Origin of the sequence: Sneathiella chinensis, assembly GCF_012720115.1 — a bacterium.
Classification (GTDB): Bacteria; Pseudomonadota; Alphaproteobacteria; order Sneathiellales; family Sneathiellaceae; genus Sneathiella; species Sneathiella chinensis.
This window is the reverse complement of the sequence record NZ_VNWN01000007.1, coordinates 313,457-333,920: the sequence shown is the minus strand read 5'-3', so window position 1 is coordinate 333,920 and position 20,464 is coordinate 313,457. Positions and strand designations below refer to the sequence as shown.

At 56.8% G+C, this 20,464-nt stretch carries 16 protein-coding genes and 3 tRNA genes; 15 read left to right on the top strand and 4 right to left on the bottom strand.

Translation table 11 applies throughout. The features are described from left to right. The first annotated feature begins 3 nt into the window (after nucleotides 1–3). From FQB27_RS14020 to FQB27_RS13995, 6 genes are all read left to right on the top strand, one after another. Nucleotides 4–1,284: a homoserine dehydrogenase gene (locus tag FQB27_RS14020; RefSeq protein ID WP_169561680.1), complete on the top strand. Its 1,281-nt coding sequence runs from the start codon at nucleotides 4–6 to the stop codon at nucleotides 1,282–1,284. A 53-nt stretch (nucleotides 1,285–1,337) separates the two neighbouring features. Beyond that, nucleotides 1,338–2,297, top strand: a complete 960-nt coding sequence (glpX, locus tag FQB27_RS14015; RefSeq protein WP_169561679.1) for a class II fructose-bisphosphatase — start codon at nucleotides 1,338–1,340, stop codon at nucleotides 2,295–2,297. 8 nt (nucleotides 2,298–2,305) lie between these two features. Continuing rightward, on the top strand, nucleotides 2,306–4,090 hold the full coding sequence (gene recJ, locus FQB27_RS14010; protein ID WP_169561678.1) for a single-stranded-DNA-specific exonuclease RecJ: 1,785 nt from the start codon (nucleotides 2,306–2,308) through the stop codon (nucleotides 4,088–4,090). A 124-nt stretch (nucleotides 4,091–4,214) separates the two neighbouring features. Beyond that, nucleotides 4,215–4,289 (top strand) — tRNA-Glu (locus FQB27_RS14005). Between the two features lie 181 nt (nucleotides 4,290–4,470). Continuing rightward, a tRNA-Glu gene (locus FQB27_RS14000) sits at nucleotides 4,471–4,545 on the top strand. A gap of 242 nt (nucleotides 4,546–4,787) precedes the next feature. Further along, nucleotides 4,788–5,090: a hypothetical protein gene (locus FQB27_RS13995; protein WP_169561677.1), complete on the top strand. Its 303-nt coding sequence runs from the start codon at nucleotides 4,788–4,790 to the stop codon at nucleotides 5,088–5,090. Between the two features lie 12 nt (nucleotides 5,091–5,102). On the opposite strand, the gene FQB27_RS13990 is transcribed toward FQB27_RS13995, so the two are convergent. After that, entirely contained in the window at nucleotides 5,103–6,395 is a 1,293-nt protein-coding gene (locus FQB27_RS13990; RefSeq protein ID WP_169561676.1) for a pentapeptide repeat-containing protein, read from the bottom strand. 160 nt (nucleotides 6,396–6,555) lie between these two features. Between FQB27_RS13990 and FQB27_RS13985 the strand changes: the two genes are divergently transcribed. Further along, nucleotides 6,556–6,807 (top strand): hypothetical protein, encoded by a 252-nt coding sequence (locus FQB27_RS13985; protein ID WP_169561675.1) that lies wholly within the window; start codon nucleotides 6,556–6,558, stop codon nucleotides 6,805–6,807. A 101-nt stretch (nucleotides 6,808–6,908) separates the two neighbouring features. Here FQB27_RS13985 and FQB27_RS13980 read toward each other — a convergent pair whose 3' ends face one another. After that, nucleotides 6,909–7,262: a PilZ domain-containing protein gene (locus FQB27_RS13980; protein WP_169561674.1), complete on the bottom strand. Its 354-nt coding sequence runs from the start codon at nucleotides 7,260–7,262 to the stop codon at nucleotides 6,909–6,911. A gap of 259 nt (nucleotides 7,263–7,521) precedes the next feature. Here FQB27_RS13980 and FQB27_RS13975 point away from each other — a divergent pair, with 259 nt between their 5' ends. Continuing rightward, nucleotides 7,522–7,785, top strand: a complete 264-nt coding sequence (locus FQB27_RS13975; protein ID WP_169561673.1) for a hypothetical protein — start codon at nucleotides 7,522–7,524, stop codon at nucleotides 7,783–7,785. Next, a complete protein-coding gene (locus FQB27_RS13970) occupies nucleotides 7,785–8,309 on the top strand; it encodes an O-acetyl-ADP-ribose deacetylase (protein ID WP_169561849.1) in 525 nt (174 codons plus the stop codon). The genes FQB27_RS13975 and FQB27_RS13970 overlap by 1 nt, the downstream gene beginning before the upstream one ends. A 91-nt stretch (nucleotides 8,310–8,400) precedes the next feature. On the opposite strand, the gene FQB27_RS13965 is transcribed toward FQB27_RS13970, so the two are convergent. Further along, nucleotides 8,401–8,474, bottom strand: a tRNA-Gln gene (locus tag FQB27_RS13965). A 330-nt stretch (nucleotides 8,475–8,804) separates the two neighbouring features. Here FQB27_RS13965 and FQB27_RS13960 point away from each other — a divergent pair. The 4 genes from FQB27_RS13960 to FQB27_RS13945 all read left to right on the top strand — a co-directional run bounded on the left by FQB27_RS13960 (nucleotide 8,805) and on the right by FQB27_RS13945 (nucleotide 13,462). Further along, a complete protein-coding gene (locus FQB27_RS13960; RefSeq protein ID WP_206374675.1) occupies nucleotides 8,805–9,767 on the top strand; it encodes a Ppx/GppA phosphatase family protein in 963 nt (320 codons plus the stop codon). Between the two features lie 6 nt (nucleotides 9,768–9,773). Then, the gene (locus tag FQB27_RS13955; protein WP_169561672.1) at nucleotides 9,774–10,496 is read left to right on the top strand and encodes an RlmE family RNA methyltransferase; all 723 of its coding nucleotides are present in this window, start codon (nucleotides 9,774–9,776) and stop codon (nucleotides 10,494–10,496) included. A gap of 185 nt (nucleotides 10,497–10,681) precedes the next feature. Beyond that, nucleotides 10,682–12,142 (top strand): IMP dehydrogenase, encoded by a 1,461-nt coding sequence (gene guaB, locus FQB27_RS13950; protein WP_169561671.1) that lies wholly within the window; start codon nucleotides 10,682–10,684, stop codon nucleotides 12,140–12,142. Between the two features lie 9 nt (nucleotides 12,143–12,151). Beyond that, entirely contained in the window at nucleotides 12,152–13,462 is a 1,311-nt protein-coding gene (locus FQB27_RS13945) for an RsmB/NOP family class I SAM-dependent RNA methyltransferase (protein WP_169561670.1), read from the top strand. 56 nt (nucleotides 13,463–13,518) lie between these two features. On the opposite strand, the gene FQB27_RS13940 is transcribed toward FQB27_RS13945, so the two are convergent. Further along, nucleotides 13,519–15,357, bottom strand: coding sequence for a hybrid sensor histidine kinase/response regulator (locus FQB27_RS13940; protein ID WP_169561669.1), 1,839 nt, complete (start codon nucleotides 15,355–15,357; stop codon nucleotides 13,519–13,521). A gap of 287 nt (nucleotides 15,358–15,644) precedes the next feature. Between FQB27_RS13940 and guaA the strand changes: the two genes are divergently transcribed. Both guaA and FQB27_RS13930 read left to right on the top strand, forming a co-directional pair. Continuing rightward, complete coding sequence (gene guaA, locus FQB27_RS13935; protein WP_169561668.1) at nucleotides 15,645–17,192, top strand: glutamine-hydrolyzing GMP synthase; 1,548 nt, start codon at nucleotides 15,645–15,647, stop codon at nucleotides 17,190–17,192. A gap of 269 nt (nucleotides 17,193–17,461) precedes the next feature. Continuing rightward, entirely contained in the window at nucleotides 17,462–20,224 is a 2,763-nt protein-coding gene (locus FQB27_RS13930; RefSeq protein ID WP_169561667.1) for an AAA domain-containing protein, read from the top strand. Nucleotides 20,225–20,464 lie beyond the last annotated feature (240 nt).

Below are 20,464 nucleotides of genomic sequence, written 5' to 3'. Positions count from 1 at the left end.
ATCATGAGAATTGGTGTCGCGGGTCTTGGAACAGTCGGTGTCGGTGTCCTGAAAATCATTGAACAGCATGGAAAATTGCTGTCTGACCGAACCGGCCGGAACTTTGAGGTTGTTGCCGTTTCCGGGCGGAGCCGCACCAAGGACCGTGGGGTGTCTCTGGACGGGATGACCTGGTACGACAATGCGGTCGATCTGGCGTCTGACCCCAATGTGGATATGGTTCTGGAACTGATCGGCGGCAGCGAGGGTGTGGCACGGGACCTTTGTGTCGCGGCCCTTGAAGCCGGAAAGCCGGTTGTGACCGCCAACAAGGCGTTGCTGGCTGTCCACGGCACCGAACTGGCCCGCCTTGCCGAGAAAAACAATGTGCCGCTGGCTTATGAGGCGGCGGTTGCCGGGGGCATCCCCATCGTCAAGGCCATGCGCGAAGGTCTTGCCGCCAACGCCATCAGCCGGGTTTACGGGATCCTGAACGGAACCTGTAACTATATCCTGACGGAAATGGAGGAAACCGGCGGTGACTTTGCGGCCATTCTCAAGGATGCGCAGGATCTGGGCTATGCCGAGGCGGACCCCAGCTTTGACGTGGATGGGGTTGATGCCGCGCACAAGCTGGCCATCCTGACCAGTCTGGCCTTTGGCACACCGGTCGATTTTGACAGCGTCTATATCGAAGGTATCCGCGAGGTTTCCGCGCAGGATATCGCCTTTGCACAGGAATTCGGCTATCGCATCCGCCTGTTGGGTGTGGCCCGCCGGACAGAGCAGGGGATCGAGCAGCGCGTTCATCCGTGCATGGTGCGAAAAGATACGGCCATTGCCAACGTTTCCGGCGTGTTCAACGCCGTGGTTGCCGAAGGCGACTTCGTTGACAGCACGGTCTATGAAGGTCGCGGTGCCGGTGAGGGACCGACCGCGTCGGCGGTGATGGCGGATGTGGTGGATATTGCCGCAGGCCGTGTCTCCCCGACCTTTGGCATTCCTGTGGACAAGATGACGGACATTCCAAAAATTCCTGTCGAGGAACATGTGGGTTGTTATTATGTCCGTCTGTCTGTATTTGATCGTCCTGGCGTTATTGCAGATATTTCGGCTGTTTTCAGGGATGAGGAAATCTCCATTGAAAGCCTGTTGCAGCGGGGACGTTCCCCGGAAGAGGCCGTATCTGTTGTATTGATTACCCACGAGGTCAAAGAAGCGGCACTTTCCCGTGCCCTTGAAAAGATTGAGGCGTTTGATCACAGCGCGGCCCGTCCCCGCATGATCCGGATTGCCAAACTTTAAACTGAATTGGACCGGGGAAGCGCTTTCGGTCCGTTTGATTTTGGAAGAAGAAGATGTCTGAAAATTCACCACTCGATAGAAAGCTTACCCTGGAAATCGTCCGCGTCACCGAAGCGGCGGCCCGTGCTGCGTGCACCCTGGTTGGCTTTGGCGACGAGAAAGCCGCTGATCAGGCCGCCGTTGACGCCATGCGCACGGCGCTCAATGAACTGGATATCGATGGCACCATCGTGATCGGTGAAGGGGAGCGCGACGAAGCCCCCATGCTGTATATCGGCGAGAAAGTCGGTACCGGCAAAGGTCCGAAACTGGATATCGCCCTTGATCCGCTGGAAGGGACAACCCTGACCGCGAAAGGCGGCCCGAACGCACTGGCCGTGATCGCCTTTGCCGAATCCGGGAACTTCCTGAACGCACCGGATACCTATATGGAGAAAATCGCGGTTGGTGGCGGACTGCCGGAAGGCATCGTCAATATCGACCGTCCGGCTGGTGAAAACATCAAGGCCATTGCCGAAGCCAAGGGCGTTGCTGTCAACGAAACCATGGCTTGCGTTCTGGATCGCCCGCGTCACGCTGAAATCATTGCCAGCATTCGCGAAGCCGGTGGCCGTATCAAGCTGATCTCCGATGGGGACGTGGCTGGTGTCATGGCAACCGCCGATCCGGAATCCGGTATCGACATGTATGTGGGAACAGGCGGCGCACCGGAAGGTGTTTTGGCGGCTGCGGCACTGCGCTGCATTGGTGGCCAGATGCAGGGCCGTCTGGTTTTCCGCAATGACGACGAACGGGCGCGCGCGGCGAAATGGGGTATTGAGGATCTGCACAAGATCTACAACCTTGAAGAACTGGCAGCTGGCAACGTCATCTTTGCCGCAACCGGCGTAACCGACGGCAACATGCTGAAAGGCGTTCACCAGAAGGGCGGACGTGTCTATACGGAAACCATCGTCATGCGGTCCCACACAGGCACCGTGCGGTATATCCGTGGTGACCACAAAGTCAGATAAGGTTTGATATGAGTGAGCAGGAAACACCGGCTTTTTTGGGTGTGGAGTGCTCACTCAAAAACCGGAAATGGCGATTGCGCTCCACCAATGAGCGCCTTGGACTGACCATTGCGCAGCGGCTGGGGGTGCCTGAAATTGTCGGGCGTGTTCTGGCCGGCCGCAATGTGGATATTGATGGGGCGGAACGCTATTTGTCGCCCACCCTTCGGGATTTGATGCCCGACCCTTCCTCCTTCAAGGATATGGACGTTGCCGCTGCCCGCATTGTCGAGGCCATCCAGAGCGGCCAGACCATTGCCGTGTTTGGCGACTATGACGTTGACGGGGCAACCTCGTCCGGGGTTCTGAAGCGTTTCTTCGACATGATCGGTGTTCCCCTTGTGGTCTATATCCCCGACCGCATGGAAGAAGGCTATGGTCCCAATATAAATGCATTTAACCGGTTAAAGGGTCAGGGGGTTGATCTGATCATCACCGTGGACTGCGGGATTGTTGCCTTTGACGTGTTGGATCAGGCGGCGGATACCGGTCTGGATGTCATAATCGTCGATCACCATCAGGCGGAAACCCGCCTGCCAAAGGCCGTGGCGGTGGTCAATCCCAAGCGCCATGACGAAAGTCAGGAATATACCTATCTAGCGGCGGTGGGGGTCGCCTTCCTGCTGCTGGTGGCGGTCAATCGGGATCTTCGGAAATTGGGGTGGTACGCGGACCGCAAGGAACCGAACCTGATGGCGCTGCTTGATCTGGTGGCGTTGGGGACGGTTTGCGATATTGTGCCGCTTCATGGCCTGAACCGGGCCTTTGTGACACAAGGCTTGAAGGTGATGGCCCGGCGGGCCAATCCCGGACTGGTGGCCCTTTCGGATGTGGCTGGGCTGGACGAGACACCGGGCACCTATCATCTGGGCTTTCTGCTGGGGCCGCGGGTCAATGCGGGGGGGCGGGTTGGCAAGGCCGACTTTGGGGCCCGTCTGCTATCCAGCAACAACCCGTCGGAATGTCAGGAACTGGCCCGGTACCTGAACGAGTATAATCAGGAACGCAAGGATATCGAGGTTGCCGTTACCGAAGAGGCCATGGACCTGGTGGAGAAAACCGGACGGGACAAGGACCCGGTTCTGGTTGTCGCCGGGGAGGGATGGCATCCGGGTGTGATCGGTATTGTCGCCAGCCGCCTGAAGGACGCGTATCAGCGGCCGACCATTGTCATCGGTCTGGATGGCGCCGAAGGGAAGGGATCGGGCCGGTCAATGCCCGGTGTGGACCTTGGTGCGGCGATCGGCGCCGCCCGGCACAAGGAATTGTTGTTGGCTGGTGGTGGTCACGCCATGGCCGCCGGGTTGACCGTGGCGCGGGACAAGGTGGCGGACCTGACCGATTTCCTGATGGAGCGATTGTCGAAATCCGTGGACACGGCCCTTCAGAATGCCAGCCTTGGTATTGACGGCGCCCTCGGGCTTGAAGGGGCGACGGTGGAGCTGGTTACCCAGCTTGAACAGGCCGGGCCCTATGGGGCGGGCAACCCGGAGCCCAGATTCGTCCTGTCCAATGTGCGGATTGCCACGGCCAGTATTGTCGGGGAAAATCATGTGCGCTGCATCCTGACCGGGGCCGGGGGGCGGGGGCGCCTTGCGGGGATTTGCTTCCGCAGCCTTGAAACGCCGCTGGGGGACAGCCTGCTGAACCATCAGGGGGCCAGCTTTCATATTGCCGGGCATCTGAAGAAGAATACCTGGCGCGGACAGACCACGCCCCAGTTGATGATCGAGGATGCGTATCGGCGAACCTGACGGGTAGGCCGCCGGGGGGAAATGGCTAAATTCCGGGGCAAGAATAAAAATTTTGCGGGTCTGGAATTTTTTGCTTGCTTTGTCTCCCGAACACCTTTAAATCCTCCCTCCAACGACATGATGTGTCCCCTTCGTCTAGTGGTTAGGACGCCAGATTTTCATTCTGGAAACAGGGGTTCGACTCCCCTAGGGGATGCCATCGTTGTTGGCATCTCTTCTGATGCAGCATGTCGTTGTTTCCAGTCTCTGGAAGAAAATGAAGCGCCGGTCTGGCGCCATTTTTCTGCTCAACAGGCTGGGAGGAAATATGGAGATAATAAGATTTTTTGCTTGCCTTCGGGCGTGAAGAGCTTTAAATCCTGCCTCCAGAAACACAGTGTGTCCCCTTCGTCTAGTGGTTAGGACGCCAGATTTTCATTCTGGAAACAGGGGTTCGACTCCCCTAGGGGATGCCACCTCTGCCGGCATCGCTTGACACAATGTGTACCCCGCCACCACGGTGGCCCCGCTTTTCCCCATTTACAGTTACGCTTACAGTCTTGCAGGCACCTCCCTGATCTGATCCGGGTTTGGTCTTGTGCTTGTCATGCGCCCCTGTCACACTCTGTTTGAAAGGGACGGGTGCCCGCACCATATGACACGTCAGGTGCGATGAGAAACCGTCCCGCCTGTCCATATGCTATGCCAGAGGGTGACCATGGATTTGCGTTTGTGTTTTGAGAACAAGGCCGGTGTCAGAATTGACGAGGCGTCCGTCTTTCGTCATTACGCGGAAAACTACCTGAGCGGTTTCCAGATCGAGTGGGGCGGGTCAATCAGTGTTCCCCACGGGGATACCAGCACCACGCCGATGGAGCCGCTGTGGCAGTATTTTATCCGCACCGCCAGCACCGCCTGCCGGGATTACCTGATCGAGTATCTGGAGCGCAATCCCATGGCCGGCTATTTCGTGCATGTCTATCAGTGCGAGGCGGGCGAACATGACCGGAAAATCCACTAGTCGCCGGTCGTTCTAGACACCTGTTTTTTCCAGGGGCGTTGATGTGGGGGCAAAGCGGGTATCTTCGGTATCCGCGCCGCTAAGGTCTGCGCCCCGCAGATTGGCCCCGACAAAGTCGGCGTCAATCAGGTTGGCCTCGGTCAGCAGGGCGTTTTCAAGCGAGGTTCCCCGAAAGGTCGCAGCCGACAGATTGGCAGGCCATTTCTTGCCGAGGGGGTGGCCTTCATGGTCCTTGAGATCGACGGCGGTCAGGACGGCGTTATCCAGATTCCCGTTGGCAAGGTTGGAATGGGACAGATTGACCCCTTCCATCACGGCATTCTTCATGTTGACGCCCTGTAGCTGGCAGTGGGACAGGTCCGTCATCACCAGTTGAGACCCTTCCAGATTACAGCCCCGCATGTCGCAACCGCGCATGTTGGCCCCGCTGAGGGCTGAATGGCTGAGATTCATGCCCGCAAGGTCCATGCCGGACAGGTTGGCGCGCTCCCCCTTGGCCCCGTTTGTCTCTACCCAGTGAAAATGCTTTTCAAGCAGGGCCTGAAGGTCCGGAGGCAGGGAGGGGGAGGGTGCAGGGCTGTTGGACGGCGCGGTGATGTTTCTGGCCTTGCTAAGGTCCGTACCGGCCAGAATGGCGCCCGTCAGGTTGGCGTTTTGGAAGCTGCATCCATCCACAATGGCACCGCTTAAATCCGCATTGGAAAGATCGGCACCGGTCAGGTTTGAATTGGTCAGGTCACACCCGGCCATGTTGGCGCCCACAAGGCCCGCATTCAGCATTTCCGAATTGCTGAGATTGGCGCCGTTCAGCTGGGAATGGGCCAGATTGGCATTGGCGAGCAGGGCACCGGACAGGTTGGCCCCTGCCAGGTTTGCCTTTTCCGCAATGACATTCTCCATTTCGCTGTCCCGAAGGTCGGACGATCCGAAGGTGATTGTCTTGCCGCCGCTCAGGATCATGGAGCCGCCACGGAAATCCGCTTCCTGCAGGTTGGCCCCCCGCATGCGGGCACCTTTCAGTTCGGCCCCCCGAAGGTCGGCGCGGATCAGAAGGGCGTTGGTCAGGTCTGCCTTGGTCAGGTCCACGGCAAACAGGTCCGCCGCAATCAGGTTGGCGTTTCGGAAAATGGCACGGGACAGCTTGCTGCCGGACAGGATGGATTTTTGCAGCTTTGCCCCTTCAAAATTGGCACCGGAGAAATCCTGCTGGCGGAAATTGGCCTGCCGCCCCTGACTGGGGTCCCGCAACCACTGGATATGAAGTTCCAGCATTCTGAGTATGTCTTGCGGCGTCATGGACGTCATGCTGTTTCAAGGCTCCGGTCGTGCCCTTGGGTCGGCTTGGTGTGGAAATTGAACATTAACCTTTACTGATTTATAGAAGATCAAAGTTAACAGTTTCTTTCCCCGGTCCCTGTAAAATGGGCGGATCCTGTCAAAAAGTTGGTAAGTGGAGACATTGGGGATGAAGATAACGCAGGTTCAGGTGGATGCCCTGCAGAAATGGGTCAGTGATCGCAGTGCCGCCTATATGGCCAAGGGTTTGTCTCTTGCGGCGACGTCGGGTGTTGAGGAGTTGTCCGACTTCCGGGAGGGTGGATTGCGACCTGAGGACAACGCCAAGTCACTGGCCGAGTTGAAGGCGGAATGGACGCAGGCCGAAGAGTTTTATCGTGATGCCCGCCAGCTTCTGTTTGCAGGCCGTCAGGGCGGCTAGGGGGCGTGTGTGGATCGGGGCAGGCGTTGTTGCGTCTGTCCTGCCCGTCCCAATCCTGCCCAACCCAATCCGGCCGACAGAGTGGGGAAGGCGCGGGCCTGTCAGGCCGACGCCGGTGCCGCCTGTTCCTGACGCTTTTTCTCCACAATGCGGGTGATCTGCTGGATAAAGCGTTCTTCCTTGTCCGCCGAGATTTCAAACCGGACGCCGACACCGTCCTTCATCTGCCGCACGACCCGTGCCGGAATAAAGCCCATATCGTCAATATTGACGGTGATGCGGGTTTGGTCCGCCAGTTCAACATCCAGCTCGATACCGGCGCCGCCTGCAGAAATGTTTAGAATTTTTCCCGGATGGTGGCCGCTCTCTGCCTGAATGGTTGTCGGGCTGGATACCAGAATCCGCTTGTGGCTTCGCCGGTTGGGCGTTGCCGTGTTCGTTGTTGTGTTCGTCATGAATTCCCCCTCTGCAACGTAGGAACGAAATAGGTTGATCGTAATATCCCGCTCCGGTTGGACTGTATAATTTTACTAAAATGGTTAACAAGCGGTTGCCCGAACGGAAAAAAAAGATGCGGCCAGTTATCCATATGGGAAAAGAGCGGGGGAAGACGGTATCGTTAAACTTTTGTTTAGGTTGCCGCCGTATCCTTGGAAAATACATGTTTTGCGTATATGGCGGCTTTCTGGTATAGTTCGCACTCATAAAAGGTGAATGATGCACCAGCTCGAACTCGAAGAAATTGTGAACGGTCTGAAGGCCGATATTTCCAGACCTGCGGGACTGGACAGGAAAACCGTTGCCGATCGGGCCAACATGGCCAACGCAGCGGCCCTTGCCATGCTGACAGAAACCGTTGCCGAAAAGAATGACGCACCGCTGGCCGCCAAGGCCGCTGATCTTCGCATGTTGGCGCGGGAGTTGGGCGATATCACCGATTATATCGCTACTCTTGAACAAAGGTCCGCAAAACGCTGATTCCCTTTACGCTGCAATGCTGGCGGGGCGATATCACCACACTTGCGGTGGATGCCATCGTCAATGCTGCCAATGAAAGCCTTCTGGGCGGGGGCGGGGTGGATGGTGCCATTCACCGGGCCGCGGGGTCAGACCTTCTCGAATTTTGCCGGACACTGGGCGGATGCCCCACAGGGCAGGCGCGCCTGACGCCGGGGTTCAATCTGCCGGCGCGGCATGTGATTCACAGGGTGGGTCCTGTCTGGCACGGCGGACAGCGGGGGGAGGCCGATCTCCTGGCTCAACGCTACATGAACAGCCTTCGTCTCGCTCACGAGACCGGCCTTGAAACCCTTTCCTTTCCGGCTATCAGCACGGGCGTCTTTGGTTTTCCGGCCAAAAGCGCCGCCGCCATCGCCGTTCAAACCCTGCTCGAATGTGGTCGGGCCGGGGATCTCTCCGTTCGGGAAATAACCCTTGTCGCCTTCAGCGAACAGGACCACAGCATCCTGACCCACGCCATCACCACTCATCAAGCCTTGTAAGGAATGTTGATGTTCGAAATGGGCGCAGAAAATCTGAGCCTATCTGCAGTGTTTGGGCTGTTTTATGTGTCGAGATTTTGGGGGAGAAGAGTGGCTGGGGAACCAGGATTCGAACCTGGATTGACGGAGTCAGAGTCCGCTGTCCTACCGTTAGACGATTCCCCAGCAAGGTTTGAAAGGAAGTTCCTTTCGTGTCGTGGCGCGTCATGTAACAAGTCCCGGAAATGTTGTCAATGCTCTATAAATCAGTTTCTGCATTATTTTTTTTGTGAAAGAAGAACCTTAACCTGCTAATCTTGGGCTCAAAGGGGCAGTTTGCCCGCAAATTTTGGTCCTGGAGGGACGACCTGAGTGACAGTGACGGATGGTCAACGAAGGGGACGAGACGGAAAGAGGAGATATCGAGGAAAACGACGGCGCGGCGGCAAGAAAGCAGGACGATGGTCCCATGTCTATGGGGCACTGGATCTTGGAACGAACAATTGCCGGCTGCTTGTGGCCAAACCGGAAGCCAAGAGCTTTCGCGTTATCGATAGTTTTTCACGGATCGTTCGATTAGGAGAGGGTGTCAGCCAGACAGGGGAACTGTCTGAGGATGCCATGGACAGAACGGTGGAGGCGCTTGCCGTCTGTGCCGAGAAAATGAAATTCAGAGGGGTGACCCGGATGCGATGCGTCGCAACCGAGGTATGCCGCAAAGCAAATAACAGCGAGGCGTTCCTCGCCCGGGTGGAAGATGAGGTCGGCATCAAGCTGGATATCATCACCACCGAGGAAGAGGCCGGATTGGCCGTGGACGGATGTTCGCCTCTTCTGGATTACCGGAATCACTATGCCCTTGTTTTTGATATTGGCGGGGGCAGCACCGAATTGATCTGGCTGCGGTTGAACGGACGGCATGGCAACAAGGTTCTTGGCTGGCGGTCCATTCCCTATGGGGTTGTCACCCTGTCGGAGCGGCATGGCGGCGTGACAGTCACCGATCAGGCCTATCAGGGCATGATCACAGATGTCATGGAGCATATCACCGGGTTCGAGCAGGAGCACAACATCGCCCAGATCATTCGGGGCGGACGGGTGCAGATGCTGGGCACATCCGGTACGGTAACAACACTGGCGGGTGTACATTTCGGCCTGAAACGGTATAACCGCCGTCAGGTGGACGGGGCGTGGCTGAACACGGCCAAGATGATCGAGATTTGCGAGCGTCTTGCCAGCAGCGATTACAAGGCCCGGGTCGCGGAACCCTGCATCGGGCAGGAACGGGCCGATCTGGTCGTATCCGGGTGCGCCATTGTTCAGGCCATGCACAACACATGGCCGGTGCGAAAATTGCGTGTGGCGGACCGGGGCGTTCGGGAAGGCCTGTTGTTCGGATTGATGAACGACGCCGACCGGGAAAATAAGGCGGCTCCTGTCCCTGCACAAGAACAGACGATCAAGGAAAGTAGAGTTTAGAACCCCATGACTGCATCGGGCGGAAAGAAAAAAGGCAAGGGCGGGAAGAGCGAGAGCAGCTCCACAACCGGCCGCTTGCTGCATACCAAGGTGAAGACAGCCCGGGGACGGAAATATTCGTCCAAGCTGTGGCTGGAACGTCAGCTGAACGATCCTTACGTGGCCGAAGCGCGGGCGCGGGGCTTCCGGTCCCGTGCGGCGTTCAAGCTGTTGCAGCTTGATGATCGCTATAACCTTCTCAAACCGGGTGATTCTGTGGTTGACCTTGGGGCCGCCCCGGGCGGTTGGACCCAGATCGCGGTGGAGCGTGTCGGTGCCCAGAAGGGCAAGGGCAAGGTTCTGGCCGTGGATATTCTGGAAATGGAACCCATGCCGGGCGCCGAGGTGATGCAGCTTGATTTCACGTCCGAGGATGCGGACAAGCGTGTGAAGGCAGCCCTTGGCGGACCGGTGAACGCGGTGATTTCCGACATGGCCGCGCCCACAACGGGGCATCGCCAGACCGACCACCTGCGGATTGTCTATATGGTGGAACTGGCCCTTGCCTTTGCGGAGGATGTGCTGGCACCCGGCGGGGTGTTCGTGGCCAAGGTTCTGAAGGGCGGTACGGAGAATCATCTTCTCGACCAGCTCAAGCGGAATTTTGCCGTTGTCCGTCACGCCAAGCCGGAGGCAAGTCGCCCGGATTCACGCGAAGCCTATGTGGTTGCCACGGGGTTCCGGGGCTAGGAAACGCACCGCCCGGAATTATCTTGCGCATTTGGCGTCTGAACAGCCTGAAACTTGCGTCAAGCCGGGCTGCAAGAGGCGTCATGAGGGGGCCGTGCCAAAAAAAATGGACGGCCTCATTTTTACACTTTGCATTTCAAAACTTGCCTGTATGATCTGCCTGCAATTCCGAAGGAGTTGCCTAAATGAAAATTCGTGAAGCCTATACATTCGATGATGTTCTGCTGCAGCCCGCAGCCTCAGATATTCTTCCCGCCCAAGTTAATACAACAACGCGCCTGACAAACGAGATCGAGCTGGGAATTCCGCTTGTCTCCAGTGCCATGGATACCGTAACCGAAGCCCCGATGGCTATTGCGCTTGCCCAGGCCGGTGGTATCGGCGTGATCCACAAGAACCTGTCCATTGAGGAACAGGCCAATGAAGTCCGCCGCGTTAAGAAATTTGAAGCCGGCATGGTCGTCAACCCGGTGACCATTTCCCCGCAAGCACCCCTGTCCGAAGCCTTGCACCTGATGCAAATCCACAAGATTTCCGGTATCCCGGTGACGGAAAACAAATCCGGTAAGCTGGTCGGTATCTTGACCAACCGGGACGTCCGTTTTGCAACCGATTCCAGTCAGGCTGTCTATGAGCTGATGACACGCGATGGTCTTGTGACCGTCAAGGAAGGCGCCACGCAGGACGATGCAAAGCGCCTTCTGCACCAGCACCGCATTGAAAAACTGCTGGTGGTGGATGACAGTTACCGCTGCATCGGCCTGATCACCGTCAAGGATATCGAGCGGTCCACCCTCTACCCGAACGCCAGCAAGGACAAGCAGGGCCGCCTGCGGGTTGCCGCCGCTGTCGGTATTGGCGATGACGGTCTGGAACGGGCGCAGGAACTGATTGCGGCCGATGTGGATGTGATCATTGTCGATACGGCGCATGGTCATTCCTCCCGCGTGCTGGAAGCTGTCTCCCGCGTGAAGGGGCTCAGCAGCTCCATTCAGGTGATCGGCGGTAATATCGCCACTGCCACCGGCGCCGAGGCTCTGATTGATGCCGGTGTGGATGCCGTCAAGGTCGGTATCGGCCCCGGTTCCATCTGCACAACCCGGATTGTGGCCGGTGTGGGAACCCCGCAGCTGACGGCCATCATGGATGCGGCAGAGGTTGCCAGCAAACACAACATTCCGGTGATCGCCGACGGCGGGATCAAGACATCCGGTGACCTTGCAAAGGCCATTGCCGGCGGTGCATCCTGCGCCATGATCGGCTCGCTTCTGGCGGGTACGGATGAAAGCCCGGGAGAGGTCTTCCTGTTCCAGGGACGGTCCTTCAAGTCCTATCGCGGCATGGGGTCTCTTGGCGCCATGGCACGGGGGTCTGCCGACCGTTACTTCCAGGAAGAAGTATCCGACAACCTGAAACTGGTTCCGGAAGGGATCGAGGGGCGTGTCCCTCATCGCGGTTCCGCCAATGCGGTTATCCATCAGCTTGTTGGCGGCCTGAAGGCAGCCATGGGCTATACCGGCAGTGAAACCATCAAGGCCCTGCAGGAGCGGGCGACCTTTGTGCGGATCACCAACGCCGGTCTGAAGGAAAGCCATGTTCATGATGTGGCAATCACCCGCGAAGCCCCGAACTACCGTCAGGGATAAGGAAATAGCATGACCCCGTCTGCCCGTTTGAGTTCGGTCATCGAACTGCTGACCGATGTTGAAAATACGAGCGGGCCGGCGGAGCATGTGATCAAGCGCTATTTCAAGGCTCGCCGGTTCGCCGGCTCCAAGGATCGGCGCTGGATCACCGAATTTTTCTATGACATTCAGCGCCGCCGGGGGGAACTGGTCTGGCTGGCAGAGCAGGGGCAGCTTGCCCCCGTGCCGCGCAGTCTGGCCCTTGTCGGGCTTGTCTATCTGGCCGGTATCTCAGTGGAAGAGGTGGAAAGCCTTTACCTGAGCGGCTCTTACGCTGCGGACCCGCTTAGCCCGGAAGAAAAGGCCGTTCTGGTCAGCCTGCCGGACGCAAACAGGGACGCCATGCCCCTTGCTGTCCGGGGCAATTTCCCGGACTGGCTGATGGACCGCTTGACGGCGTCTTATGGTGCACGGATGGAAGCCGTTCTTCAGTCCTTTCAGGACCGGGCACCATTTTGCTTGCGGGTCAACACCCTGAAAACCGACCGCGAAGAGGTCTGCCGTATTCTGGCCGAGGATGGCATCCCCTGTCACCCGACGGAAATCAGCCCTGTCGGCATTCGGATTGAGGAGAGGGTTAACCTCAATTCCCATCCGGTCATGGAGCGGGGCCTTGTGGAAATTCAGGATGAGGCCGCTCAGATCGCGGCCCTTCTGGCCGATGCCGGTCCCGGCATGAATGTGGTGGATTATTGCTGCGGTGCCGGGGGCAAGGCCCTTGTCATGGCGGCGACGATGCAGAATACCGGCCTTCTTCGGGCCTTTGATATCAACCCCCGGCGCATGAAGGATATTGCCATCCGCACCCGCCGGGCCGCTGTTGGTATTGTCCAGTCCCTTGCCCTGCAGGGGAATGACGAGGATGCGGAGATCCTCTCCCGGATTGAGGGAGAGGCCGATCGGGTCTTTGTGGATGCGCCGTGCAGCGGCTCTGGCACATGGCGGCGTCAACCGGATCAACGCTGGTCATTGACCCCGGAAGGTCTGGCTGACCTTGTCGCGGTGCAGGCGGATATTCTGGATACGGCCTCTGCGCTGGTGGCGCCGGGCGGGCGGCTTGTCTATGCGACCTGTTCCATTCTGGAAGAGGAAAACGCAAGCCAGATCGCGGCCTTTCTTGCCCGTCACCCAGACTTTGAAATCCTGCCTGTCTCCGATCTATGGGACGGGGTTGGTTTGTCCGAGGCCGAGGCCGGGCAGGGGGACTTTCTGTCCCTGACGCCGGCAGACTACGGAACCGACGGCTTCTTTACGGCAATCCTGCAGCGCACCGGCGCCTGAGATCGATCTTGTTGCCCCCGCCAGATCGGCAAGGGCGCTGTTTGGCCCTGATCCGTTCAGTCCTGATCTTTCGCCTGGGGCAGATACAGGGAAACGGTGGTGCCTTTTGTCGGGGTGCTTTCAAGGGTCGCAAGGCCGTTTGACTGTTTTGCAAATCCGAACACCATACTGAGGCCAAGCCCCGTTCCCTTGCCAACTTCCTTGGTGGTGAAAAACGGATCAAACGCTTTTTGGACATGATTTTCGGGCATGCCTCCGCCCGTATCCTGCACGGACAGCTGAACATAATGACCGGGCAGCAATTCCTTCAGGGCCGGTTTGGTGTTTTCCGCCCGCTGCACATGGTTGCGGGTGGACAGCGTGATCAGGCCGCCGTCCGGCATGGCGTCACGGGCGTTATTGGCAAGGTTCAGGAGGGCATTTTCCAACTGCCCCACATCGCTAAGGGCGTCCCAGATATCGTCCTGATGATCCACCACAATGCGGATATCCGCCCCAAGACCCGGTTCCAGCAATTCAAGAAGATTGCCGACGGTTTTGCGAAGGTCAATGGGGGCGGGGCGCAGCCGTTGCTTTCGGGAATAGGCAAGAAGGCGCTGCGTCAGGTCTGCCCCCCGCGTTGCCGCCCCCTGAATTACATTCAGATGATGGGCGGCCGCGCTGTCTTTCCCTGCCGCCCCTTCAAGCAACAGTTCCGAATTGCCCAGAATGACGGCCAGCAAATTGTTGAAATCATGGGCAATCCCGCCGGTCAGGCGGCCCACGGCCTCCAGCCTTTGGGACTGCAGGCGGGTTTCCTCAAACTGGCGGCGGACGGTAATGTCCCGGCCCACCCCGCGATACCCCTGAAAGCTGTTGCTGTGATCGAACACCGGCTTGCCCGAGATGACCGCATACCGGGTTGAGCCGTCGGGATGCTGAAATTCGCAATACAGGTCTTTCAGGACATGGTAGGGCGAAAAATGATCCAGATAGAAGCGCCAGTCCTTCTGTCCGCCTGACGGGCGCAGCAGTTCCATGAAGGAGCGCCCGACGATATCATCCTGTTGCAACCCGGCAAGGGCAAGGCCCCGGTCGGACATATAGGAGATGCGGTGCTGGGGGTTGGTTTCCCACATCCAGTCCGACGCCGATTCCGTAAAATCGCGAAACCGCTCTTCGCTTCGGGCAAGGTCCCGCTCGGCATAGGCCCGCAAGGTGACATCCTCATAGGTGGAAAACAGCCCGACGCCGGGGACCCACTGGGCATGAATTTCCAGAATGGTGCCGTCGCCGCGCTTCCGCTGGAAATGCAGGTGGTCGTTTGGAAGGATCAGGTCCAGCCATTGCTGATAGGCCGTCTCCTCGGAAACGTCTCCATATTCGCCGTTGCGGGCAAGATACCGGGTGATCTCCCGCAGGCTGCTGCCGGGCTGGAGCAGATGGACGGGGATGTTGAACAGGGTCGCCGTCTGCCGGTTGGCCAGCAACACATTCAGGTTTTCATCCAGAAGAAAAATGCCGTAGGGCGCGCGGTCAAGAACCGCCTCGATCATCTCGTTTTTGCGGCGGACCTCGTTTTCGGCCTCTATCCGCAAAAGGGTTTCCCGGCGATAGTTGATCACATGGGGGAACCACTTGCTCATGCCATAGAAAATCAGTGTGGCGCCCGGCAGTAAAAGAAGGGGGGTTAGATAATCCTGCCCGTCTGGAAAAGAAAGTTGGGGGATATGGTTCTTCAGGGGCGTCTGCATCAGATACTGCCACCCGAGGGCAAACGAGATCAGGACCAACCCGCCGACAATATGCAGAAGCCCGACTTCCCGCCGAAGGATATGGCGAAAATGATAGAGAATTGCGCCTGTCAGGATAATGACAATCAGAAGTTCCAGCAATTCCGGTTTCAGAAGGGGCACGGCAGCAATTCTCTTGTTGTTTTGTTTGTTTGGCAATGGGATGCCGGGAACGCGTAACCGAGGCTTTCTGTAATCGCTTTTGGTAATGAAAAAAAGGAATAATTTTATTAAAATTGCATATATCTTTCGTATCGGGGCGATGGATAAGAGGCGGGGCGGAAATTTAACTTCAAAAACGATCCCTTTTTTGAAATACCGGGCGCGGCCTCTGCCGCAGTGCAAAAATATGCGGCGGCAGGCTTTAAAACGCGCTGGACTTTGCGGGTATCTGCGGCTAAACACCGATTATGAAAAACAGCATCCTGATCATCGACTTTGGAAGTCAAGTCACCCAGCTAATCGCGCGCCGGGTCCGCGAGGCCGGGGTTTACAGCGAGATTGTTCCCTTCAACAGTGCTGCCGAGAAATTGCCCGGGATTAACCCGAGTGGCATTATTCTGTCGGGCGGTCCTGCGTCGGTCATCGGGGATGAAACCCCGCGGGCGCCGGAAGCCGTGTTCGAGATGGGGGTTCCTGTTCTCGGTATCTGCTACGGACAGCAGACCATGTGCGCCCAGCTGGGCGGCCGGGTCGAGGCGCCGGACCACCGCGAGTTTGGCCGGGCCGAAGTGGACGTGGTTGCCGATTGCGCCCTGTTTGACGGGGTCTGGGAAGTGGGCCAGCGTGATCAGGTGTGGATGAGCCACGGCGACACCGTCACCGCCATCCCGGAAGGCTTCACTGCCGTTGCGACCTCAAAGGGGGCTCCCTTTGCCGTGATCGCCAATGATGAAAAGAAATTCTATGGGGCGCAGTTCCACCCCGAAGTGGTGCATACACCGCGCGGCGCTGAACTGATCTCCAATTTCGTGCACAAGATTTGCGGCCTGCCGGGCGACTGGACCATGGCCAGCTTCAAGGAACAGGCGATCGAAAGCATTCGCCGCGAGGTCGGGGATGGCAAGGTCATTTGCGGCCTGTCCGGTGGTGTTGACAGTTCTGTTGCGGCTGTCCTGATCCACGAGGCAATCGGCGATCAACTGACCTGCGTTTATGTGGATAACGGCCTGATGCGGGCGGGCGAGTCCGAACAGGTGGTCAGCCTGTTCCGCGACCAGTACAACATCCCGCTCATTCATCGTGATGCGTCGGACCTGTTCCTGGATGCGCTGGAAGGTCAGGATGACCCGGAAGTCAAGCGCAAGACCATTGGCCGGATCTTCATCGATGTCTTTGACGAGGAAGCCAGCAAGATCGGCGGCGCCGAGTTTTTGGCGCAAGGCACCCTCTATCCGGACGTGATTGAATCTGTCTCCTTCGCGGGCGGTCCCAGCGTGACCATCAAGTCGCACCACAATGTTGGCGGTCTGCCGGAACGGATGAACCTGAAACTGCTGGAGCCGTTCCGGGAGCTGTTCAAGGACGAGGTCCGTGCCCTCGGGCGGGAACTTGGCATGGCAGCGGAACTGATCGATCGTCACCCGTTCCCGGGACCGGGGCTGGCCATTCGTGTGCCGGGTGCCGTGTCACGGGATCGTCTGGACATCCTTCGCAAGGCGGACACCATCTATCTTGAGGAAATCCGCAATGCGGGTCTCTATAACGAGATTTGGCAGGCCTTTGCCGTGCTGCTGCCGGTGCGCACCGTGGGTGTCATGGGGGATGGCCGGACCTATGAATATGTCTGTGCCCTGCGGGCGGTAACCTCGACGGACGGCATGACCGCCGACTACTACCCGTTCAGCCACGACTTCCTCGGCCGCGTCTCAACCCGCATCATCAACGAGGTCCAGGGGATCAACCGGGTCGTCTACGACACCACCTCCAAACCCCCCGGAACCATCGAGTGGGAATAACCCCCTCCGATACGGCCCCAACCCGGCCAAATCACAACCAAGCCCGCCTAACCCGCGGGCTTTTTTGTTTTTGGGGTTCTGCGGAGCCTGAGATCAAGGCTCCGCAGAACCTTTGGTTGATTTTGTTCGCTATGAATAAATTGTTAATCTTGAAGTCCTATGTTGATGGGAAATTAAGACTAACAACAGAGAAAATTTTATTGCAGTCAATTGGGGGAGGGGAAAACCACCCGCATTCTGAATTGCGTTCGTGAGGGGGGCGGGCGGCGATGGCTTCCGTTTGGGTTAGGGGTCAAGACAAGACCAAGCAAATCAGCGATTGGACAATAGCGCAGAACAGGGCATCGAGTGAGCTGGTGCTCATTTGCCATTTTCCATCTGGAAAATCTTTCCGGGCGCCGCTTGATGAGTGCCGGGTTGAGCCTTGTGAGGAGAGAAAAGGGGGACTTCTGTCCGCAGATGGAGGAAGAACCTTCGCAGCAGCAGAGAAGGTGACAGTCTATGGCGACAAATATGCGGTCATACACTATTCGGGAAAGCAGAAATATCGCGTGGTGAATGTGGATGACTGTGTAGCCAGTCCTGAGACGCGGATCAAGGACGGGGCTGTCTTCCGCTATTTTTCCAAGGTGGTGAAGGCTCGGCAAGTGCAGGCAGAGGCCAAGGAAAGAGAAAGCGACAAGGGACAAAAGCAAGGACAGGAGCAAAAGCAAGAGCTGGGTCCGACAACGATTGTCGGGAGTATTGCGGAGCAGATGAAGTCTGTGCTGCCGTCCAGAGAAACGGTGTTACATGCCTATTGTACTGGAGAAAATGAGGCGCGGAAGCCTGCAAAAGAACTCATTTATCCCTTTGGTCTGAATGAAAGTCAGATCATGGCCGTCGAACGGGCCTTTTCCTCCCAAATCAGTTTGATTGAAGGGCCTCCGGGAACGGGTAAGACGCAGACCATATTGAATATCATTGCCAATATTCTATTGCGCGGGGAAACGGTCGCGATCCTTTCCAATAACAACGCTGCCGTTGAGAATGTCTATGAAAAGCTCGACAAGGTTGGTCTGGGGTATCTGGTGGCCCGATTGGGGAATGCTACCAAGCGAAAGGCTTTTTTCGAAGACCTTCCGGATACACCTTCTGCGGAACCGCTCCCTCCGCCCCCGATGGAGAAGATTCAGGGCATTTTGGAGACGGTTAAGGCGGATCTACATGCCCAGAACGAGGCAGCGCGGCTTCAGGTTGAGCTTGATGAACTCACCATTGAGCGGCGATATTTTCTGAAGTGGCAGGGGGAAAGCGGCAGCGAAGCATCTGTCCCGCTCAAGAAATACAGGTTGAGTTCACAGAAAGCGCTGGATCTGGTGGCTTATCTTTCTCACCTTGGGACGCGGCGGATAGGGTTGCGAGAGCGGTTTCACTTTCTTATTCACTTCAGGATCTTGAGGGTGAAGCCTTTTTATGATCTGGAGTGGCGGAAAGCCCTTATCTATGCCTTGCAGCTTTATTACTATGACAATGAGTTGGCCGCCAAGAAAGCCGATCTGAAAACTGCTCAGACACGGTTGACGCGAAATCGTTTCGCAGGGCTGCAGGCGGAACTGGTCGCCGGATCAATGGCTTGGTTCAAGCATCATCTTCATGAGGTGATCCCGCAAGGAACGCAGTTCACTTTAAAGACTTATCATAAGAAATTTGGTGAGTTTTTAAGGCGTTTTCCGATAGTTGGCAGCAGCACCCATTCCATAATCAAGTCGATTGAAGAGGGGACCCTTCTGGACTATGTCATTATTGACGAGGCCTCGCAGCAGGATATCGTGCCAGGCATTCTGCCCTTGGGGTGCGCCCGAAATCTGATCGTTGTTGGAGATAGAAAGCAGCTTCCCCATATTCCGGCAAATGTGAATGTCCCCCCGCCCGCAGAATTTTATGATTGTGACAGGTATAGCCTTCTTGATTCTTTTGTCGGTGTCTTTGGAGACACGGTACCGATAACCTTGCTGAAAGAGCATTATCGCTGCCACCCCAGAATAATTCAGTTCTGTAACCAACAATTCTATGACAACCAGCTTGTTCCGATGACCGAAGACAAGGGGGAGGAAGCCTTGAAGCTGGTGGTGACGGCGAAGGGGAACCATACGCGGTGGAACAAAAATCAGCGAGAGTTGGATTCGCTGCTTGAAACCCTCAGGATGGAGGGGGATGGTGCGTTGGCCGAGGATGGGAGCAGGGGTTTTATTGCTCCCTACAACGCACAGGTCAGACTTTCCCGAGAGCGTCTTCCCGCAGAGTATGTCAAGGACACCGTTCACAAGTTTCAGGGGAGAGAATGCGGGGAGATCGTGTTTTCCACCGTTCTCGACAAAAAGAAAAGCAGCCAGAGGTCATTGGGTTTTGTGGACGATCCCCATTTGGTGAATGTAGCGGTTTCTCGGGCTAAAAACAGATTTACGCTGGTGACCGGGGACGATGTCTTCGCTGCGGGGAACGGGCATATTTCAGCGTTGGTGCGGTATATTGAATATTATGCGGATAAGAAGCATGTCCACCGTGCGCCCGTCGTTTCGGCATTTGATCTGCTGTATCAGGAATATGATCAATCTCTCGAAAGGCTCAATGCGCGGCTGAGGTCACGGGATTCCCGGTATAAAAGTGAGCAGATCGTCGCCCGGCTGTTACGTGATGTTCTGTCCGGAACAGGCTATCAGGGCATCACATTCCATTGTCAGATTGCCCTTATCCAGTTGGCCTCCTTGGCCAATGAGGGGCTGACTGCACGAGAGAGGGAGTTCATGAGAAATGGAGCCAGTTGTGATTTCGTGCTGTATTACAAGGTGGGGAAGGCGCCGTTGGCTGTGATCGAGGTTGATGGTGGTTCTCATGAGGCGGCTCTCCAAGCGGAACGGGACAACTTGAAAGACAGCATTCTTGTAAAAAGCGGAATTCCCATGCTGCGGCTTCAATCCGTGGAAAGTCACGTCGAAGAGACGATTGAGGCCTTTATAGTCGCCTGTATGAAAAGGCAGGAGGCTGCCTGAATTCAGGTGTTTTCTTTAGTGTTTGATTTGCTCGAATATAGTGCATCAATTAGATAGAAGTGACTGACTATGCGAAGTCGTTTTTTATTATATTTTGTTAAGTGTTTTATTATTATTTAATTATAATTTTAATATTTTATTAACCATTTTTTTGGAAGTTTTTCTCTGATTTTCACCTCTTGTGATTAAATATATTCTGCGTTACCCTTTATGAGTGTGTGTGGGCGCAGGGTGTGGTGC